The organism is Pseudomonas thivervalensis, from assembly GCF_001269655.1.
Taxonomy (GTDB): domain Bacteria; phylum Pseudomonadota; class Gammaproteobacteria; order Pseudomonadales; family Pseudomonadaceae; genus Aquipseudomonas; species Aquipseudomonas thivervalensis.
Map to the genome: position 1 here is coordinate 1 of NZ_LHVE01000011.1, position 15,417 is coordinate 15,417.

15 protein-coding genes are annotated in these 15,417 nt (G+C 62.4%); 13 read left to right on the top strand and 2 right to left on the bottom strand.

Features of this window, described 5'->3' with window-relative positions; translation table 11 throughout:
* From AD659_RS15665 to AD659_RS15695, 7 genes are all read left to right on the top strand, one after another.
* The coding region (locus AD659_RS15665; RefSeq protein WP_156330591.1) for an OprD family outer membrane porin at positions 1-418 on the top strand (418 nt) is incomplete at its 5' end.
* Between the two features lie 172 nt (positions 419-590).
* The gene (locus AD659_RS15670; RefSeq protein ID WP_053122861.1) at positions 591-1,412 is read left to right on the top strand and encodes an NAD-dependent epimerase/dehydratase family protein; all 822 of its coding nucleotides are present in this window, start codon (positions 591-593) and stop codon (positions 1,410-1,412) included.
* A 43-nt stretch (positions 1,413-1,455) separates the two neighbouring features.
* Complete coding sequence (locus AD659_RS15675) at positions 1,456-2,361, top strand: SMP-30/gluconolactonase/LRE family protein (RefSeq protein ID WP_053122863.1); 906 nt, start codon at positions 1,456-1,458, stop codon at positions 2,359-2,361.
* A 56-nt stretch (positions 2,362-2,417) separates the two neighbouring features.
* Positions 2,418-3,386: a TRAP transporter substrate-binding protein gene (locus tag AD659_RS15680; protein WP_053122865.1), complete on the top strand. Its 969-nt coding sequence runs from the start codon at positions 2,418-2,420 to the stop codon at positions 3,384-3,386.
* 76 nt (positions 3,387-3,462) lie between these two features.
* A complete protein-coding gene (locus AD659_RS15685; protein ID WP_053122866.1) occupies positions 3,463-3,990 on the top strand; it encodes a TRAP transporter small permease in 528 nt (175 codons plus the stop codon).
* Positions 3,990-5,270, top strand: a complete 1,281-nt coding sequence (locus AD659_RS15690; RefSeq protein WP_053122868.1) for a TRAP transporter large permease — start codon at positions 3,990-3,992, stop codon at positions 5,268-5,270. The genes AD659_RS15685 and AD659_RS15690 overlap by 1 nt, the downstream gene beginning before the upstream one ends.
* 178 nt (positions 5,271-5,448) lie before the next feature.
* Complete coding sequence (locus tag AD659_RS15695) at positions 5,449-6,318, top strand: aldose 1-epimerase (RefSeq protein WP_053122870.1); 870 nt, start codon at positions 5,449-5,451, stop codon at positions 6,316-6,318.
* A gap of 147 nt (positions 6,319-6,465) precedes the next feature.
* Here the strand turns inward: AD659_RS15695 and AD659_RS15700 are convergent, their stop codons facing one another.
* The gene (locus tag AD659_RS15700) at positions 6,466-7,266 is read right to left on the bottom strand and encodes a sulfite exporter TauE/SafE family protein (protein ID WP_053122872.1); all 801 of its coding nucleotides are present in this window, start codon (positions 7,264-7,266) and stop codon (positions 6,466-6,468) included.
* A gap of 210 nt (positions 7,267-7,476) precedes the next feature.
* Between AD659_RS15700 and AD659_RS15705 the strand changes: the two genes are divergently transcribed.
* Positions 7,477-8,340, top strand: coding sequence for an MBL fold metallo-hydrolase (locus tag AD659_RS15705; RefSeq protein WP_053122874.1), 864 nt, complete (start codon positions 7,477-7,479; stop codon positions 8,338-8,340).
* Between the two features lie 73 nt (positions 8,341-8,413).
* On the opposite strand, the gene bkdR is transcribed toward AD659_RS15705, so the two are convergent.
* Complete coding sequence (gene bkdR / locus AD659_RS15710) at positions 8,414-8,902, bottom strand: Bkd operon transcriptional regulator BkdR (RefSeq protein WP_003202929.1); 489 nt, start codon at positions 8,900-8,902, stop codon at positions 8,414-8,416.
* 194 nt (positions 8,903-9,096) lie between these two features.
* Here bkdR and AD659_RS15715 point away from each other — a divergent pair, with 194 nt between their 5' ends.
* The 5 genes from AD659_RS15715 (at position 9,097) to AD659_RS15735 (ending at position 15,333) form a co-directional block, all read left to right on the top strand.
* Positions 9,097-10,332, top strand: coding sequence for a 3-methyl-2-oxobutanoate dehydrogenase (2-methylpropanoyl-transferring) subunit alpha (locus AD659_RS15715; RefSeq protein ID WP_030141238.1), 1,236 nt, complete (start codon positions 9,097-9,099; stop codon positions 10,330-10,332).
* 1 nt (position 10,333) lies between these two features.
* Complete coding sequence (locus AD659_RS15720) at positions 10,334-11,392, top strand: alpha-ketoacid dehydrogenase subunit beta (protein WP_018605866.1); 1,059 nt, start codon at positions 10,334-10,336, stop codon at positions 11,390-11,392.
* The gene (locus tag AD659_RS15725) at positions 11,393-12,661 is read left to right on the top strand and encodes a dihydrolipoamide acetyltransferase family protein (protein WP_053122876.1); all 1,269 of its coding nucleotides are present in this window, start codon (positions 11,393-11,395) and stop codon (positions 12,659-12,661) included.
* Positions 12,662-12,664: 3 nt separating this feature from the next.
* Positions 12,665-14,047 (top strand): dihydrolipoyl dehydrogenase, encoded by a 1,383-nt coding sequence (gene lpdA / locus AD659_RS15730; protein ID WP_053122877.1) that lies wholly within the window; start codon positions 12,665-12,667, stop codon positions 14,045-14,047.
* Positions 14,048-14,313: 266 nt separating this feature from the next.
* Positions 14,314-15,333 carry a branched-chain amino acid aminotransferase gene (locus AD659_RS15735; protein WP_053122879.1) on the top strand — a complete coding sequence of 340 codons (1,020 nt, stop codon included), beginning with the start codon at positions 14,314-14,316 and terminating at the stop codon, positions 15,331-15,333.
* Positions 15,334-15,417: the final 84 nt, after the last annotated feature.

The window sequence follows — 15,417 nt, forward strand, 5'->3', positions numbered from 1 at the left end:
GGCCAAATACGGCGGCAACACCTTCTACGTTGGCCTACAGAAAGTCGGCGGCGACGACGCCTGGATGCGCGTCAACGGCACCAGCGGCGGCACCCTGGCGAACGACAGCTACAACTCCAGCTACGACAACGCCAAGGAAAAATCCTGGCAAGTGCGCCATGACTTCAACTTCGCCGCCGTCGGCGTGCCGGGCCTGACCCTGATGAACCGCTACATCAGCGGCGACAATGTGCACACCGCCACGGTCGATGACGGCAAGGAATGGGGCCGTGAAAGTGAGCTGGCTTACACCGTACAGAGCGGTGTATTCAAGAGCCTCAACGTGAAATGGCGTAACTCGTCGCTTCGTCGTGACTTCAGCACCAACGAATTCGACGAGAACCGAATCATCTTCAACTACCCGATTTCGCTTCTGTAATACGGGACCATTGCCATGGGCGCATCCCATGGCAATCTGCGGCAGGGACGCCGATTCCAGAGCGGTTCGTCGATCAAACGTTGACAAGGTAGCGGAAGGATAAGGATATTCCCTCTCGGTCGTACGACAACTTATAACAACTGTACCTCTCATTGTTTGCTCAGGTAATGCCATGACCACGACACAGATTCGCCACCCCTTCAATCGCCTGCTATTGACCGGCGCCGCCGGCGGCCTTGGCAAAGTCTTGCGCGAACGCCTCAAGCCTTACGCCCGCCACATTCGCCTGTCGGACATCGCCAACATGGCCCCGGCCATCGACGAAAGCGAAGAAGTGGTGCCTTGCGACCTGTCGGATAAACAGGCCGTGCACCAGTTGGTGGAAGGCGTCGACGCCATCCTGCATTTCGGTGGTGTCTCGGTGGAGCGCCCGTTCGAAGAGATTCTCGGCGCCAACATCAGTGGCGTGTTCCACATCTATGAAGCGGCGCGCAAGCACGGCGTCAAGCGCGTGATCTTCGCCAGTTCCAACCACGTCATCGGTTTCTACAAGCAGGACGAGGCCCTCGACGCCCATTGCCTGCGCCGTCCGGATGGCTACTACGGCCTGTCCAAGTCCTACGGCGAAGACATGGCCAGTTTCTATTTCGATCGCTACGGCATCGAGACCGTGAGCATCCGCATCGGCTCGTCGTTCCCGGAGCCGCAAAACCGCCGGATGATGAGCACCTGGCTGAGCTTCGACGACCTCACCCAATTGCTCGAATGCTCGCTCTACACGCCGAAGGTCGGCCACACCGTGGTCTATGGCGTGTCCGCCAACCGCGACGTCTGGTGGGATAACAGCCACGCCGCGCACCTGGGCTATCAGCCCAAGGACACTTCCGAGATTTTCCGCGACAAGGTCGAAGCGCAGCCAATGCCGGCCGCCGATGACCCAGCCAGGATCTACCAGGGCGGTGCCTTTGTCGCAGCCGGCCCGTTCGACGACTGATTCGCCTGTTGTTCATGGGATACGAACGAACCAAGGAATCGCCATGCAAGCCGAATTGATTGTCGATGCACGCAACGCCGTCGGGGAAAGCCCGGTGTGGGTCCCCGAGGAAAACTCGCTGTACTGGGTAAACATCCCCAGCGGCGGCCTGCAACGCTGGAACGCCAGCAACGGAAAAATCCAGGGCTGGGAAGCGCCCGAAATGCTCGCCTGCATCGCCCGTCACCAGGACGGTGGCTGGGTCGCCGGCATGGAAAGCGGTTTTTTCCGCCTGCACCCCCATGACGACGGCAGCCTTGACAGCGAACTCTGTGCGAGCGTGGAACACAGCCGCACCGACATGCGCCTCAACGATGGCCGTTGCGACCGCCAGGGGCGTTTCTGGGCCGGCAGCATGGTGTTGAACATGGGTGCCAATGCCGACGAAGGCCGGATGTACCGCTATGAGGCCGGGCAACGCAGCCCGGTCGAGGCGCAACTGAGCGGGTTCATCGTGCCCAACGGCCTGGGCTTCAGCCCGGACGGACGGACGATGTACCTCTCCGATTCGCACCCGTTGATCCAGCAGATCTGGGCCTTCGACTACGACATCGACAGTGGCACACCGTCCAACCGGCGGCTGTTCGTCGACATGATGCCCTTGGCCGGTCGCCCGGATGGCGCAGCGGTGGATGCCGACGGTTGCTATTGGATCTGCGCCAACGACGCCGGGCTGATTCATCGCTTCACCCCAGACGGACGTCTCGACCGTTCGCTGGAAGTGCCGGTGAAAAAACCGACCATGTGCGCCTTTGGCGGCAGCCAGCTGGACACCCTCTTCGTCACCTCGATCCGCCCGGGCGACGACAACGACCCGCAATCCCTGGCCGGTGGCGTGTTCGCGCTCAACCCCGGCGTCAAGGGCCTGGCTGAACCTGCTTTCGGAGGACGGAAACACTCCGCGAACTGATCTGCTTTGCCGCTTCACATCGATAGATATAAAAACAACAACACTGGAGATTGACCATGAATTTCAAACGCACGCTTCTGATCGCAGCCCTGCCCCTGGCCTTCCTGGCCCAGGCGGCACACGCCCTCGACCTCAAGATCGCTGACATCCACCCCAAGGGCTACCCGACCGTGGTCGCCGAGGAATCCATGGGTAAAACCCTGGAAAAGGAGAGCAATGGCGAACTGAAGTTCAAGTACTTCCCGGGCGGCGTGTTGGGTTCCGAAAAAGAAGTCATCGAGCAAATGCAAGCCGGTGCGATCCAGATGTCCAGGGTCAGCCTGGGCATTGTCGGTCCTGTCGTGCCGGACGTGAACGTCTTCAACATGCCGTTCATTTTCCGCGACCAGGCCCACATGCGCGCCGTCATCGACGGTGAAGTCGGCGATGCGATCCTCGACCGGATCACCAACTCCGAATTCGGCCTGGTGGCCCTGGCCTGGATGGACGGTGGCACGCGCAACATCTACACCAAAAAACCAGTCCGCAAGCTCGAAGACCTGAAGGGCATGAAAATCCGCGTCCAAGGCAACCCGATGTTCATCGAGATGATGAATGCCATGGGCGCCAACGGCATCGCCATGGACACCGGCGAGATCTTCAGCGCCCTGCAGACCGGCGTGATCGACGGCGCGGAAAACAACCCGCCGACCCTGCTCGAACACAACCACTACCAGAACGCCAAGTACTACAGCCTGACCGGTCACCTGATCCTGCCCGAGCCCATCGTGATGTCGAAAATCACCTGGAACAAGCTCACGCCGGAACAGCAGGACATGGTCAAAAAAGCTGCCAAGGCGGCCCAGGCTGAAGAGCGCGATCTGTGGGACAAGAAGTCCGCCGCCAGTGAAGAAAAACTCAAGGCCGCTGGCGTTGAGTTCATCACCGTCGACAAGAAACCTTTCTATGACGCCACCGCGCCGGTCCGGGCCAAATACGGCGCGCCGTATGCGGACCTGATCAAGCGTATCGAAGCCGTCAAGTAAGGTCCCTCAATCTGTACTCATGAAACGGCTGGGCGCGCCTGCGATAAAAAGGCGCGCCCGGTTACGGTGGAACCCGATGAAGAACTTGCTGCTGCGTATCAACGACACGATTTACATGACTTGCATCTGGGTGGCCGGCCTGTCTGTCCTGGCAGTATCCCTGATGATCCCCTGGGGTGTGTTTGCCCGCTACGTGCTGGGCTCAGGCTCGAGCTGGCCGGAGCCCACCGCCATCCTGCTGATGATGGTGTTTACCTTCATCGGTGCCGCTTCCAGCTATCGCTCCGGCTCGCACATGGCCGTGGATATGCTCACCAGCCGCCTGCCATCCCAATGGCGAACCGCGGCGTCGATTTTCACCCAGCTATTGATGGCGGCGGTGTGCATCTTCATGACCATCTGGGGCGCCAAGCTGTGCATGACCACCTGGAATCAGTTCATGAGCGCCATCCCTACCCTGCGCGTCGGCATCACGTACATGCCGATCCCGGTCGGTGGCTTCCTGACCCTGATTTTTGTCCTGGAAAAACTCTTGCTGGGTGATCAAAGCCAGCGTCGGGTCGTGCAGTTCGACCTGGTCGAAGAAAACGAAGGTGCCGCTTAATGGACGCTCTGATTCTGCTGGGCAGTTTTTTGCTGTTGATCCTGATCGGCATGCCGGTCGCCTACGCTCTGGGCGCTGCCGCCCTGATCGGCGCGTGGTGGATCGACATTCCGTTCCAGGCCATGATGATTCAGGTCGCGGGCGGGGTGAACAAGTTCTCGCTGTTGGCCATTCCGTTCTTCGTGCTGGCCGGCGCAATCATGGCCGAGGGCGGCATGTCCCGCCGGCTAGTGGCCTTCGCCAGCGTGTTGGTAGGCTTCGTGCGCGGTGGCTTGTCCCTGGTCAACCTCGTGGCCTCGAGTTTCTTTGGCGCGATCTCCGGCTCCTCGGTGGCCGATACCGCCTCGGTCGGCTCGGTGCTGATCCCGGAAATGACACGCCGGGGCTATCCGCGTGAATACGCCACCGCCGTCACTGTCAGTGGTTCGGTACAAGCGCTGCTGACACCGCCCAGCCACAACGCGGTGCTGTACTCCCTCGCCGCTGGCGGCACCGTCTCCATCGGTTCGCTGTTCATGGCCGGCATCGTCCCCGGCATCATGATGAACCTCTGCCTGATGGCGCTGTGCCTGGTTTTTGCGAAAAAGCGCAATTACCCCAAGGGCGAAGTGATTCCGCTCAAGCAAGCGTTGAAGATCTGCAAGGAAGCCATGTGGGGCATGATGACCCTCTTCATCATCCTGGGCGGCATTCTCTCGGGTGTGTTCACCGCCACCGAATCGGCCGCGATTGCCGTGGTGTGGGCATTCTTCGTCACCATGTGCATCTATCGCGACTACAAGTGGAGCGAGTTGCCGAAACTGATGCACCGTACGGTGCGCACCATCTCCATCGTGATGATCCTGATCGGCTTCGCCGCCAGCTTCGGCTACATCATGACGCTGATGGAAATCCCGGCGAAGATCACCACCGCGTTCCTGACACTGTCGGACAACCGCTACGTGATCCTGATGTGCATCAACGTGATGTTGCTGCTGTTGGGCACCGTGATGGACATGGCGCCGCTGATCCTGATCCTGACGCCGATCCTGATGCCGGTGATCGTGGGCATCGGCGTGGACCCGGTGCAGTTCGGCATGATCATGCTGGTGAACCTGGGTATCGGGCTGATAACGCCACCGGTGGGCGCGGTGTTGTTCGTCGGCTCCGCCATCGGCAAGGTCAGCATCGAAAGCACCGTCAAGGCCCTGCTGCCGTTCTACGCCATGCTGTTCGTGGTACTGATGCTGGTGACCTACGTGCCTGCCATTTCCCTGTGGCTGCCGCATCTGGTGTTGTAACCCTGTAAGCGAGCAAGCCCCCTTGTGGCGAGGGAGCTTGCTCCCGCTCGGCTGCGAAGCAGACGCCCGGGTCCAGACCGGATGGGCCTGCTGCGCAGTCCAGCGGGAGCAAGCTCCCTCGCCACAAAAGCTATCTGCCTCCCTTCCATCTGCTTCCCTCCGAACAGAAGCGACTCCCATGACGCAGCCTCTCCTGTACCTCGAAGACGAACTCACCCGCCTCACCCTGGCCCCGCACCTGGGCGCCAGTCTCGTTGAATGGACATTGAGCAGTACCGGTGCTCCCCTGCTACGCCCGCCCGCGCCGCAAGCGCTGGAAAATGGCCTGCCGGGAAAACTCGGCTGCTTCCCGTTGATCCCGTGGTCGAACCGGATCGCCCAAGGCGGTTTCGATTGCCCCGGCGGCTGGCTGGCCCTGGACGCCAACAGCCCCAACGATCCCTTCCCGATCCATGGCAGTGCCTGGCAGCAACCGTGGCAAGTGATCGAACAGAATGGCCAGGAAGCCTTGTTGCAACTCGACAGCCAGCACCCGTTCGCCTATTGCGCCTCCCTGCGGATTCGCCTCAGTGGCGGCCAATTGCAAATCGCAATGCACGTCACCCACACGGCGAAACAGCCCGCCTGGCATGGGCTTGGCCTGCATCCGTATTTTCCGCGCACCGCCGGCACCCGTCTGCAAACCCGGGCGAACGAAGTCTGGAAATGCGATGCCAGCAAGCTGCCAACGGAGCTGAGTGCTATTCCTGCCGAGTGGGATTTCCAGCAAGCCCGGACGCTGCCCGACACACTGGTGGACAATGGCTTCGGCGGCTGGGACGGCAATTGCCTGATCCAGCAACCAGACCTGGGGTATGAACTGCAATGCCTCGCCAGCGGTAGCCCATACTTTCTGTTGTACTGCCCCGTGGGTCTGGATTTCTTCTGCATCGAACCGGTCAGCCACCCGGTCAATGCCCATCACCTGCCAGGACGGCCGGGGCTGCGTTTACTGGAGCAAGGGCAGTCGGTGGCGTTGGGCTTTTCGATGCAGTGCCGGGAGTTGTAAACACCACCCCCCTTGTGGCCAGGGAGCTTGCTCCCGCTGGCCTGCGCAGCAGGCCCATACAATCTTGACCCAGGGCGTCTGCTGCGCAGCCGAGCGGGAGCAAGCTCCCTCGCCACAAAGGCAATGTGCAATCCTGATTCGTCGCAACTACGCCCGTACCAGCATGAACCCCGCCACCGCCAGGCAGACGCCGGCAAACCCCACCTGCAACGCCCGCGCAGGAACCTTGGCCGACACTCGCCGCCCGAGCACCATCCCGACGATGCTCGCCGCAATGAACGCCGCTCCTACCCGGTCGATGCTCACGCCGGCATGAAACGCGCCCACCACGCCAATCAGTGAAATCAGGCTGATGACCATCAAGGAAGTCGCGACGATCCCGCGCATCTGCACGTCGGTCAGTTGCTTGAACGCCGGCACGATCAGGAAGCCGCCACCGACGCCCAGCAGGCCTGAAACCATGCCGGTTACCGCGCCCAATGCCGACAGCGTGGCGGTGCAACGGGCAGTCCAGGCCAGGCGCCCGGTCTGGCGGTCGAGCAGGCAATTCTTCTGGCCCCAACTGGCGGCACCGTGATCACTGGGCCCCGTTTGCGGCGTTTCCCGGCGCAACATGCGCGCCGCCACCAGCACCATCAACAGGCTGAACAGCAGCATCAGGATTTTTTCCGAGAGCTGATGGGCGAGGTAGATGCCCAGCGGCGAAAACACCGCGCCCAGCAGCGCAATCAGCAGGGCCGCACGGTAACGCACCAGGCCATGGCGCAGCCCATCGATGGCCCCCACCGCCGCCGCACTGCCCACCGCGAACAACGCCACCGGCGCGGCCTGGGTCATGCTCCAACCCAGGCCCAACACCAACGCCGGCACCGCCAGGATGCCGCCGCCCGCCCCCGTCAGGCCAAGGACCAGGCCCATGACCACGCCAAACAAACTCGCCAGTAACATTCAGGTTCTCTCAAGCCGCGCACACCTGTTGGCAGGTGCGATCGCATTTGCAGGACGCCTTGGCCCTCACTAAGCTGCGGACCATATGTTGTAAACCTCAGGCGTTGCAACAAGTGCTACTTATCCAATATGGGTATGTGGCCAGAGCTTGCTCCCGCTGGGTTGCGTAGCAGCCCCCTTTATGAGTTCGTCCCGCATAGGTTCGCTGTCATGCCCGCGCAGATTCAAAGTTTTCTCGACCCCGCCTCCAAGACCTTTACCTACGTCGTGTACGAACACGATGGCGGGCACTGCGCGGTGGTCGACCCGGTGCTCGACTACGACCCGGCCTCGGGCCGCAGCGGCACCACGCAGGCGGATAGGGTGATCGCTTTTGTGCGCGAACATCAACTGACGGTGCAATGGCTGCTGGAAACCCATGCCCATGCCGATCACCTGTCCGCCGCGCCTTATCTGCGTCGCGAACTGGGCGGCAAGATCGCCATTGGCGAGTCCATCGGCCAGGTGCAGAACGTGTTCAAGACCCTGTTCAACCTGGAACCGCAATTCGCCGTCGACGGTTCGCAATTCGACCACCTGTTCGCGCCCGACGCGTCCTTCCTGATCGGCAACCTCAAGGCCACCGCGCTGCACGTGCCCGGCCACACCCCGGCGGACATGGCCTACCTGATCGACGGCGACGTGATCCTGGTGGGCGACACGCTGTTCATGCCCGACGTGGGCACCGCCCGTTGCGACTTCCCCGGCGGCAATGCCCATCAGCTCTACGCCTCGATCCGCAAGCTGCTGGCGTTTCCTGCGGGCGTGCGGCTGTATGTGTGTCACGACTATCCACCGGAGGAACGCGAACCCCACTGCGTGAGTACCGTGGGTGAGCAGCGCCAGCACAATATTCATGTCCGCGATGGGATTGATGAAGCGGCGTTCGTGGCCATGCGTACCCAGCGCGACAAGACATTGGGCATGCCGACGCTATTGCTGCCGGCGATCCAGGTGAATGTGCGGGCGGGACACCTGCCGCCGGCCGAGGGAAATGGCGTGACCTATCTGAAGATTCCGATCAACCAGCTCTAGCAGTTTGGGGCTGCTGCGCCCGAGGCGCCGGACCGGCCCAGCGGGAGCAAGCTCGCTCCCACAGGGATTGAATTCAGGTGCCCAAGGTCAACCCATTGGCCGGCAACGGCAGCGCGGTCTTGTAGCGCACTTGCTTGAGGGCAAAGCTGGAGCGGATGTTCGCCACGCCCGGGACCTTGGTCAAAAAGTCCATCATGAACCGCTCCAACGACTGGATCGTCGGCACCAGCACGCGAATCAGGTAATCCGGATCGCCGGCCATCAGGTAGCACTCCATCACCTCCGGCCGGTCGGAAATCGCCTCCTCGAAGTGCTGCAGCGCCTCTTCCACCTGCTTCTCCAGGCTGACATGGATGAACACGTTGACGTGCAGCCCCAGCAAGTCGGCATCCAACAGCGTGACCTGCTCGCGGATCACCCCCAGCTCTTCCATGGCCCGGACGCGGTTGAAGCACGGCGTCGGCGACAGATTGACCGAACGAGCCAGGTCGGCGTTGGTGATGCGGGCGTTTTCCTGAAGGCTGTTCAGAATGCCGATGTCGGTGCGATCCAATTTACGCATGAGACAAATAACCTTGTTTTTTATCGTTGTGCAGATTTTTTATCTGCAAATGATCTGAACAGCAAGCTAACAGAGAAAAATATTCTTCTTCGTCGAGCCTATGATTGTTGTAGGACAATTTCCCACCTACCCAGGGAAATTCGTCAGCTAGCGCGCCCACTACAAGAAATTCACAAGATCGAGCGTAGAAAGCCATGAACCCAGCGTACGAACCGCTACGCCTGCACGTTCCCGAACCCTCGGGCCGTCCCGGCTGCAAGACCGACTTTTCCTACCTGCATCTGTCCGATGCCGGCACGGTGCGCAAACCTCCCATCGACGTCGAACCCGCCGACACCGCCGACCTGGCCCGCAGTCTGATCCGCGTGCTCGACGACCAAGGCAATGCCTTGGGCGACTGGGCCGCCGACATCCCCGTCGAGATCCTGCGCAAAGGCATGCGTGCCATGCTCAAGACGCGTATCTACGACAACCGCATGGTGGTCGCCCAGCGTCAGAAAAAGATGTCCTTCTACATGCAAAGCCTTGGCGAAGAAGCCATCGGCAGCGCCCAGGCCCTGGCCTTGAACATCGACGACATGTGCTTCCCCACCTACCGCCAGCAAAGCATCCTGATGGCCCGCGAAGTGCCGCTGGTGGACCTGATCTGCCAACTGCTGTCCAACGAGCGCGATCCGCTCAAGGGCCGGCAATTGCCGATCATGTACTCGGTCAAGGACGCCGGTTTCTTCACCATCTCCGGCAACCTTGCCACGCAATTCATCCAGGGCGTGGGCTGGGGCATGGCCTCGGCGATCAAGGGCGATACCAAGATCGCCTCGGCCTGGATCGGTGACGGCGCCACCGCTGAATCGGACTTCCACACCGCCCTCACCTTCGCCCACGTCTACCGCGCGCCGGTGATCCTCAACGTGGTCAACAACCAATGGGCGATCTCCACCTTCCAAGCCATTGCCGGCGGTGAAGCCACCACCTTCGCCGGACGCGGCGTCGGCTGCGGCATCGCCTCCCTGCGCGTCGATGGCAACGATTTCATGGCGGTCTACGCCGCCTCGCGCTGGGCCGCCGAACGCGCCCGCCGCAACCTCGGCCCGGCGCTGATCGAATGGGTCACCTACCGCGCCGGCCCGCACTCCACCTCGGACGACCCTTCGAAGTACCGCCCCGCCGACGACTGGAGCCACTTCCCCCTGGGCGATCCGATCGCCCGTCTCAAGCAACACATGGTGAAGATCGGCCAGTGGTCCGAAGAAGAACATGCGGCGGTCACCGCCGAACTCGAAGCCGAGGTGATCGCCGCGCAGAAGGAAGCCGAACAGTACGGCACTCTCGCCGGCGGGCAGATTCCAAGCGCCGCGACCATGTTCGAAGACGTCTACAAAGAGATGCCGGAGCACTTGAAGCGCCAGCGTCAGCAGTTGGGGATCTGACATGAACGATCACAACAACAATATTGCGTTGGACACCGCCATGACCACTACCACCATGACCATGATCCAGGCCCTGCGCTCGGCCATGGACGTGATGCTCGAGCGCGACGATAACGTCGTGGTGTTCGGCCAGGACGTCGGTTACTTCGGCGGCGTGTTCCGCTGCACCGAGGGCCTGCAGAACAAGTACGGCACCTCGCGGGTGTTCGACGCACCGATTTCCGAAAGCGGCATCGTCGGCGTGGCGGTGGGCATGGGCGCCTATGGGCTGCGGCCGGTGGCCGAGATCCAGTTCGCCGACTACGTCTACCCGGCCTCAGACCAGATCATTTCCGAAGCGGCGCGCCTGCGCTATCGCTCGGCCGGCGAGTTCACCGCGCCGATGACCCTGCGCATGCCCTGCGGCGGCGGCATCTATGGTGGCCAGACCCACAGCCAGAGCATCGAGGCGATGTTCACCCAAGTCTGCGGCCTGCGCACCGTCATGCCGTCCAACCCCTACGACGCCAAGGGGCTGCTGATCGCCTCCATCGAAAACGATGACCCGGTGATCTTCCTCGAACCCAAGCGCCTGTATAACGGCCCGTTCGACGGCCACCACGATCGCCCGGTGACGCCGTGGTCGAAACACCCCTCGGCGCAAGTCCCGGACGGTTACTACACCGTGCCGCTGGACGTCGCCGCCATCACCCGTCCGGGCAAGGACGTGACGGTGCTCACCTACGGCACCACGGTCTACGTCTCCCAAGTCGCCGCCGAAGAGACCGGCATCGACGCCGAAGTCATCGACCTGCGCAGCCTCTGGCCGCTGGACCTTGAGACCATCGTCAAATCCGTGAAGAAAACCGGTCGCTGCGTGGTCGTCCACGAAGCCACCCGCACCTGCGGTTTCGGCGCCGAGCTGGTGTCGTTGGTACAAGAACATTGCTTCCACCACCTGGAAGCGCCCATCGAGCGTGTCACCGGTTGGGACACCCCCTACCCGCACGCGCAGGAGTGGGCGTATTTCCCAGGGCCGTCCCGTGTGGGCGCGGCGTTGAAACGGGTCATGGAGGTCTGAATGGGCACGCACGTTATCAAGATGCCGGACATCGGCGAAGGCATCGCGGAAGTTGAACTGTCGGTGTGGCACGTCAAGGTCGGCGACATGGTCGTCGAGGACCAGGTGCTGGCCGATGTCATGACCGACAAGGCGATGGTGGACATCCCTTCGCCGGTGCATGGCCGGGTCATCGCCCTGGGCGGCGAGCCCGGTGAAGTCATGGCGGTGGGCAGCGAACTGATCCGCATCGAAGTCGAAGGCGCGGGCAACCTGAAGGAATCGGCGCAACCGGCCCCAACCCCGGCCGCTGTGCAGGCACCAAAACCGGCGCCCGTGGCAACGCCTGAACCGGTGGTGGAAAAAACCGCCGCGCCACGCTGCGCCCCGCAAGCCCCGGTGGCCCGCGACCCTGAAGAGCGTCCATTGGCCTCGCCGGCCGTGCGCAAACATGCGCTGGACCTGGGCATCCAACTGCGCCTGGTCCAGGGCAGCGGCCCCGCCGGACGGGTCCTGCACGAAGACCTCGAAGCCTACCTGGCCCAGGGTTCGTCGACCCAGGCCAAGGGTGGCTCGGGTTATGCCGAACGCCACGATGAGCAGCAGATACCAGTGATCGGCATGCGCCGCAAGATCGCCCAGCGCATGCAGGAAGCGACCCAGCGCGCCGCCCATTTCAGCTACGTCGAGGAAATCGACGTCACGGCCCTGGAAGAGCTACGGGTTCACCTGAATGAAAAACACGGTGCCAGTCGCGGCAAGCTGACCTTGCTGCCGTTCCTGGTCCGCGCCCTCGTCGTAGCCCTGCGGGATTTTCCGCAGATGAACGCGCGCTACGACGACGAAGCCCAGGTCATCCACCGCTGCGGCGCCGTACATGTTGGCGTCGCCACCCAGAGCGACGTTGGCCTGATGGTGCCGGTGGTGCGTCACGCCGAGGCCCGCAGCCTGTGGGACAGCGCGGCGGAAATCTCGCGGCTGGCCACGGCCGCCCGCAATGGCAAGGCCAGTCGCGATGAACTGTCCGGCTCGACCATCACCCTGACCAGCCTCGGTGCGTTGGGCGGCATCGTCAGCACGCCGGTGTTGAACCTGCCGGAAGTGGCGATTGTCGGCGTCAACAAAATCGTCGAACGGCCCATGGTGATCAAGGGCCAGATCGTGATCCGCAAGATGATGAACCTCTCCAGCTCCTTCGATCACCGGGTGGTCGACGGCATGGACGCGGCGCAATTCATCCAGGCCCTGCGCGGCTTGCTCGAACAACCTGCCACCTTGTTTGTGGAGTAAGAGATGCAATCTTTGAACACCACGCTGCTGATCATCGGCGGCGGTCCTGGCGGTTATGTGGCGGCGATCCGCGCCGGGCAACTGGGCATTTCGACCATCCTGGTGGAAGGCCAGGCGTTGGGCGGTACCTGCCTGAACATCGGCTGCATCCCGTCCAAGGCGTTGATCCATGTGGCCGAGCAGTTCCACCAGACCTGCCACCACAGCCAGGGCTCGGCCTTGGGTATCACGGTGGCGGCGCCGACCCTGGAGATCGGCAAGAGTGTGGAATGGAAAAACGGCATCGTCGATCGCCTGACCACTGGCGTCGCGGCATTGCTGAAAAAGCACAAGGTCCAGGTTATTCATGGCTGGGCCAAGGTCATCGATGGCAAGACCGTCGAGGTCGGCGACACCCGCATCCAGTGCGAGCACCTGCTGCTGGCCACCGGTTCGAAAAGCCTCAACCTGCCGATGCTGCCCGTGGGCGGGCCGATCATTTCCTCCACCGAAGCCCTCGCCCCCACCTCGGTGCCCAAGCACCTGGTGGTGGTCGGCGGTGGCTACATCGGCCTGGAGCTGGGCATCGCCTACCGCAAGCTCGGCGCCGAGGTCAGCGTGGTCGAGGCCCAGGAGCGGATCCTGCCGGCCTACGACGGCGAGCTGACGCAACCGGTGCACGAGGCGCTCAAGCAGTTGGGCGTAAAGCTGTACCTCAAGCACAGCGTCGAAGGTTTCGATGCCCAGGCCAGTACCTTGCAGGTGCGTGACCCCAACGGCGACACGTTGAACCTGGACACCGACCGGGTGCTGGTGGCGGTCGGTCGCAAACCCAACACCCTGGGCTGGAATCTCGAAGCGCTGGACCTGGCGATGAACGGTTCGGCGGTGAAGATCGACAGCCGTTGCCAGACCAGCATGCGCAATGTCTGGGCCATCGGCGACCTGAGCGGCGAACCGATGCTCGCCCACCGGGCCATGGCCCAGGGCGAAATGGTCGCCGAACTGATCGCCGGCCAGCATCGGGAGTTCAACCCGACGGCCATTGCGGCGGTGTGCTTCACCGATCCGGAACTGGTGGTGGTCGGCAAGACGCCGGACGAGGCCAAGGCTGCCGGCCTGGACTGCATCGTTTCGAGCTTCCCGTTCGCCGCCAACGGCCGGGCCATGACCTTGGAATCGAAAAGCGGTTTCGTCCGGGTCGTGGCGCGCCGGGACAACCATTTGATTGTGGGTTGGCAAGCGGTCGGCGTCGGTGTGTCGGAGCTGTCCACCGCGTTCGGCCAATCCTTGGAAATGGGTGCGCGCCTGGAGGACATCGCCGGCACCATCCACGCCCATCCGACACTGGGCGAGGCCGTGCAGGAAGCGGCGTTGCGGGCGTTGGGGCATGCGTTGCATCTCTAGACGTGTAGCGCATCTGTAGGCATGAGTTTCACCTGTGGCGAGGGAGCTTGCTCCCGCTGGGCTGCGAAGCGGCCCCGTTTTTGCGACTGCTGCGCAGTCGAGCGGGAGCAAGCTCCCTCGCCACAGATGTGAAACGCCGGGAAAATATGCCTGCCCCTTATCGAGCGGGCTGCGAAACAGCCCCGGAATGAAGTATTGTTGTCCCCATCCAAAAAACGTCAGAAGCCTTGAACCGTTTCGACGGTTGTTAAGAAATAGAGGGTGTCATGGGTAACGAGAGCATCAATTGGGACAAACTGGGCTTTGACTACATCAAGACCGACAAGCGCTACCTGTCGCACTGGCGCGATGGCGCCTGGGACGCGGGCACCCTGACCGAAGACAACGTGCTGCATATCAGCGAGGGCTCCACCGCCCTGCACTACGGTCAGCAGTGCTTCGAAGGCCTGAAGGCCTATCGCTGCAAGGACGGCTCGATCAACCTGTTCCGCCCGGACCAGAACGCCGCCCGCATGCAGCGTAGCTGCGCCCGCCTGCTGATGCCGCACGTCGACACCGAGCAGTTCGTCGAAGCCTGCAAGCAAGTGGTCCGCGCCAACGAGCGCTTCATCCCGCCGTATGGCACCGGCGGCGCGCTGTACCTGCGCCCGTTCGTGATCGGCGTGGGTGACAACATCGGCGTGCGCACCGCACCCGAGTTCATCTTCTCGATCTTCTGCATCCCGGTCGGCGCCTACTTCAAGGGCGGCCTGACCCCGCACAATTTCCTGATCTCCAGCTTCGACCGCGCCGCCCCACAAGGCACCGGCGCGGCCAAGGTCGGTGGCAACTACGCCGCCAGCCTGATGCCCGGCTCCCTGGCCAAGAAGGCCACTTTCGCCGACTGCATCTACCTGGATCCGCTGACCCATTCGAAAATCGAAGAAGTCGGCTCGGCCAACTTCTTCGGCATCACCCACGACAACAAATTCATCACCCCCAACTCCCCTTCGGTCCTGCCGGGCATCACCCGCCTGTCGCTGATCGAACTGGCCAAATCGCGCCTGGGCCTGGAAGTGATCGAAGGTGACGTGTTCATCGACAAGCTGGCGGATTTCAAGGAAGCCGGCGCCTGCGGCACCGCTGCGGTGATCACCCCGATTGGCGGCATCAGCTACAAGGACAAGCTGCACGTGTTCCACAGCGAAACCGAAGTCGGCCCGATCACCCAGAAGCTCTACAAAGAGCTGACGGGCGTGCAGACCGGTGACGTGGAAGCGCCGGCGGGCTGGATCGTCAAGGTTTGATCCAAGCCGGCGCTTGCGCCCGCTGGGCTCTGTAGGAGCTGTCGAGTGCAACGAGGCTGCGATCTTTCCCCAGACACTTGAGTC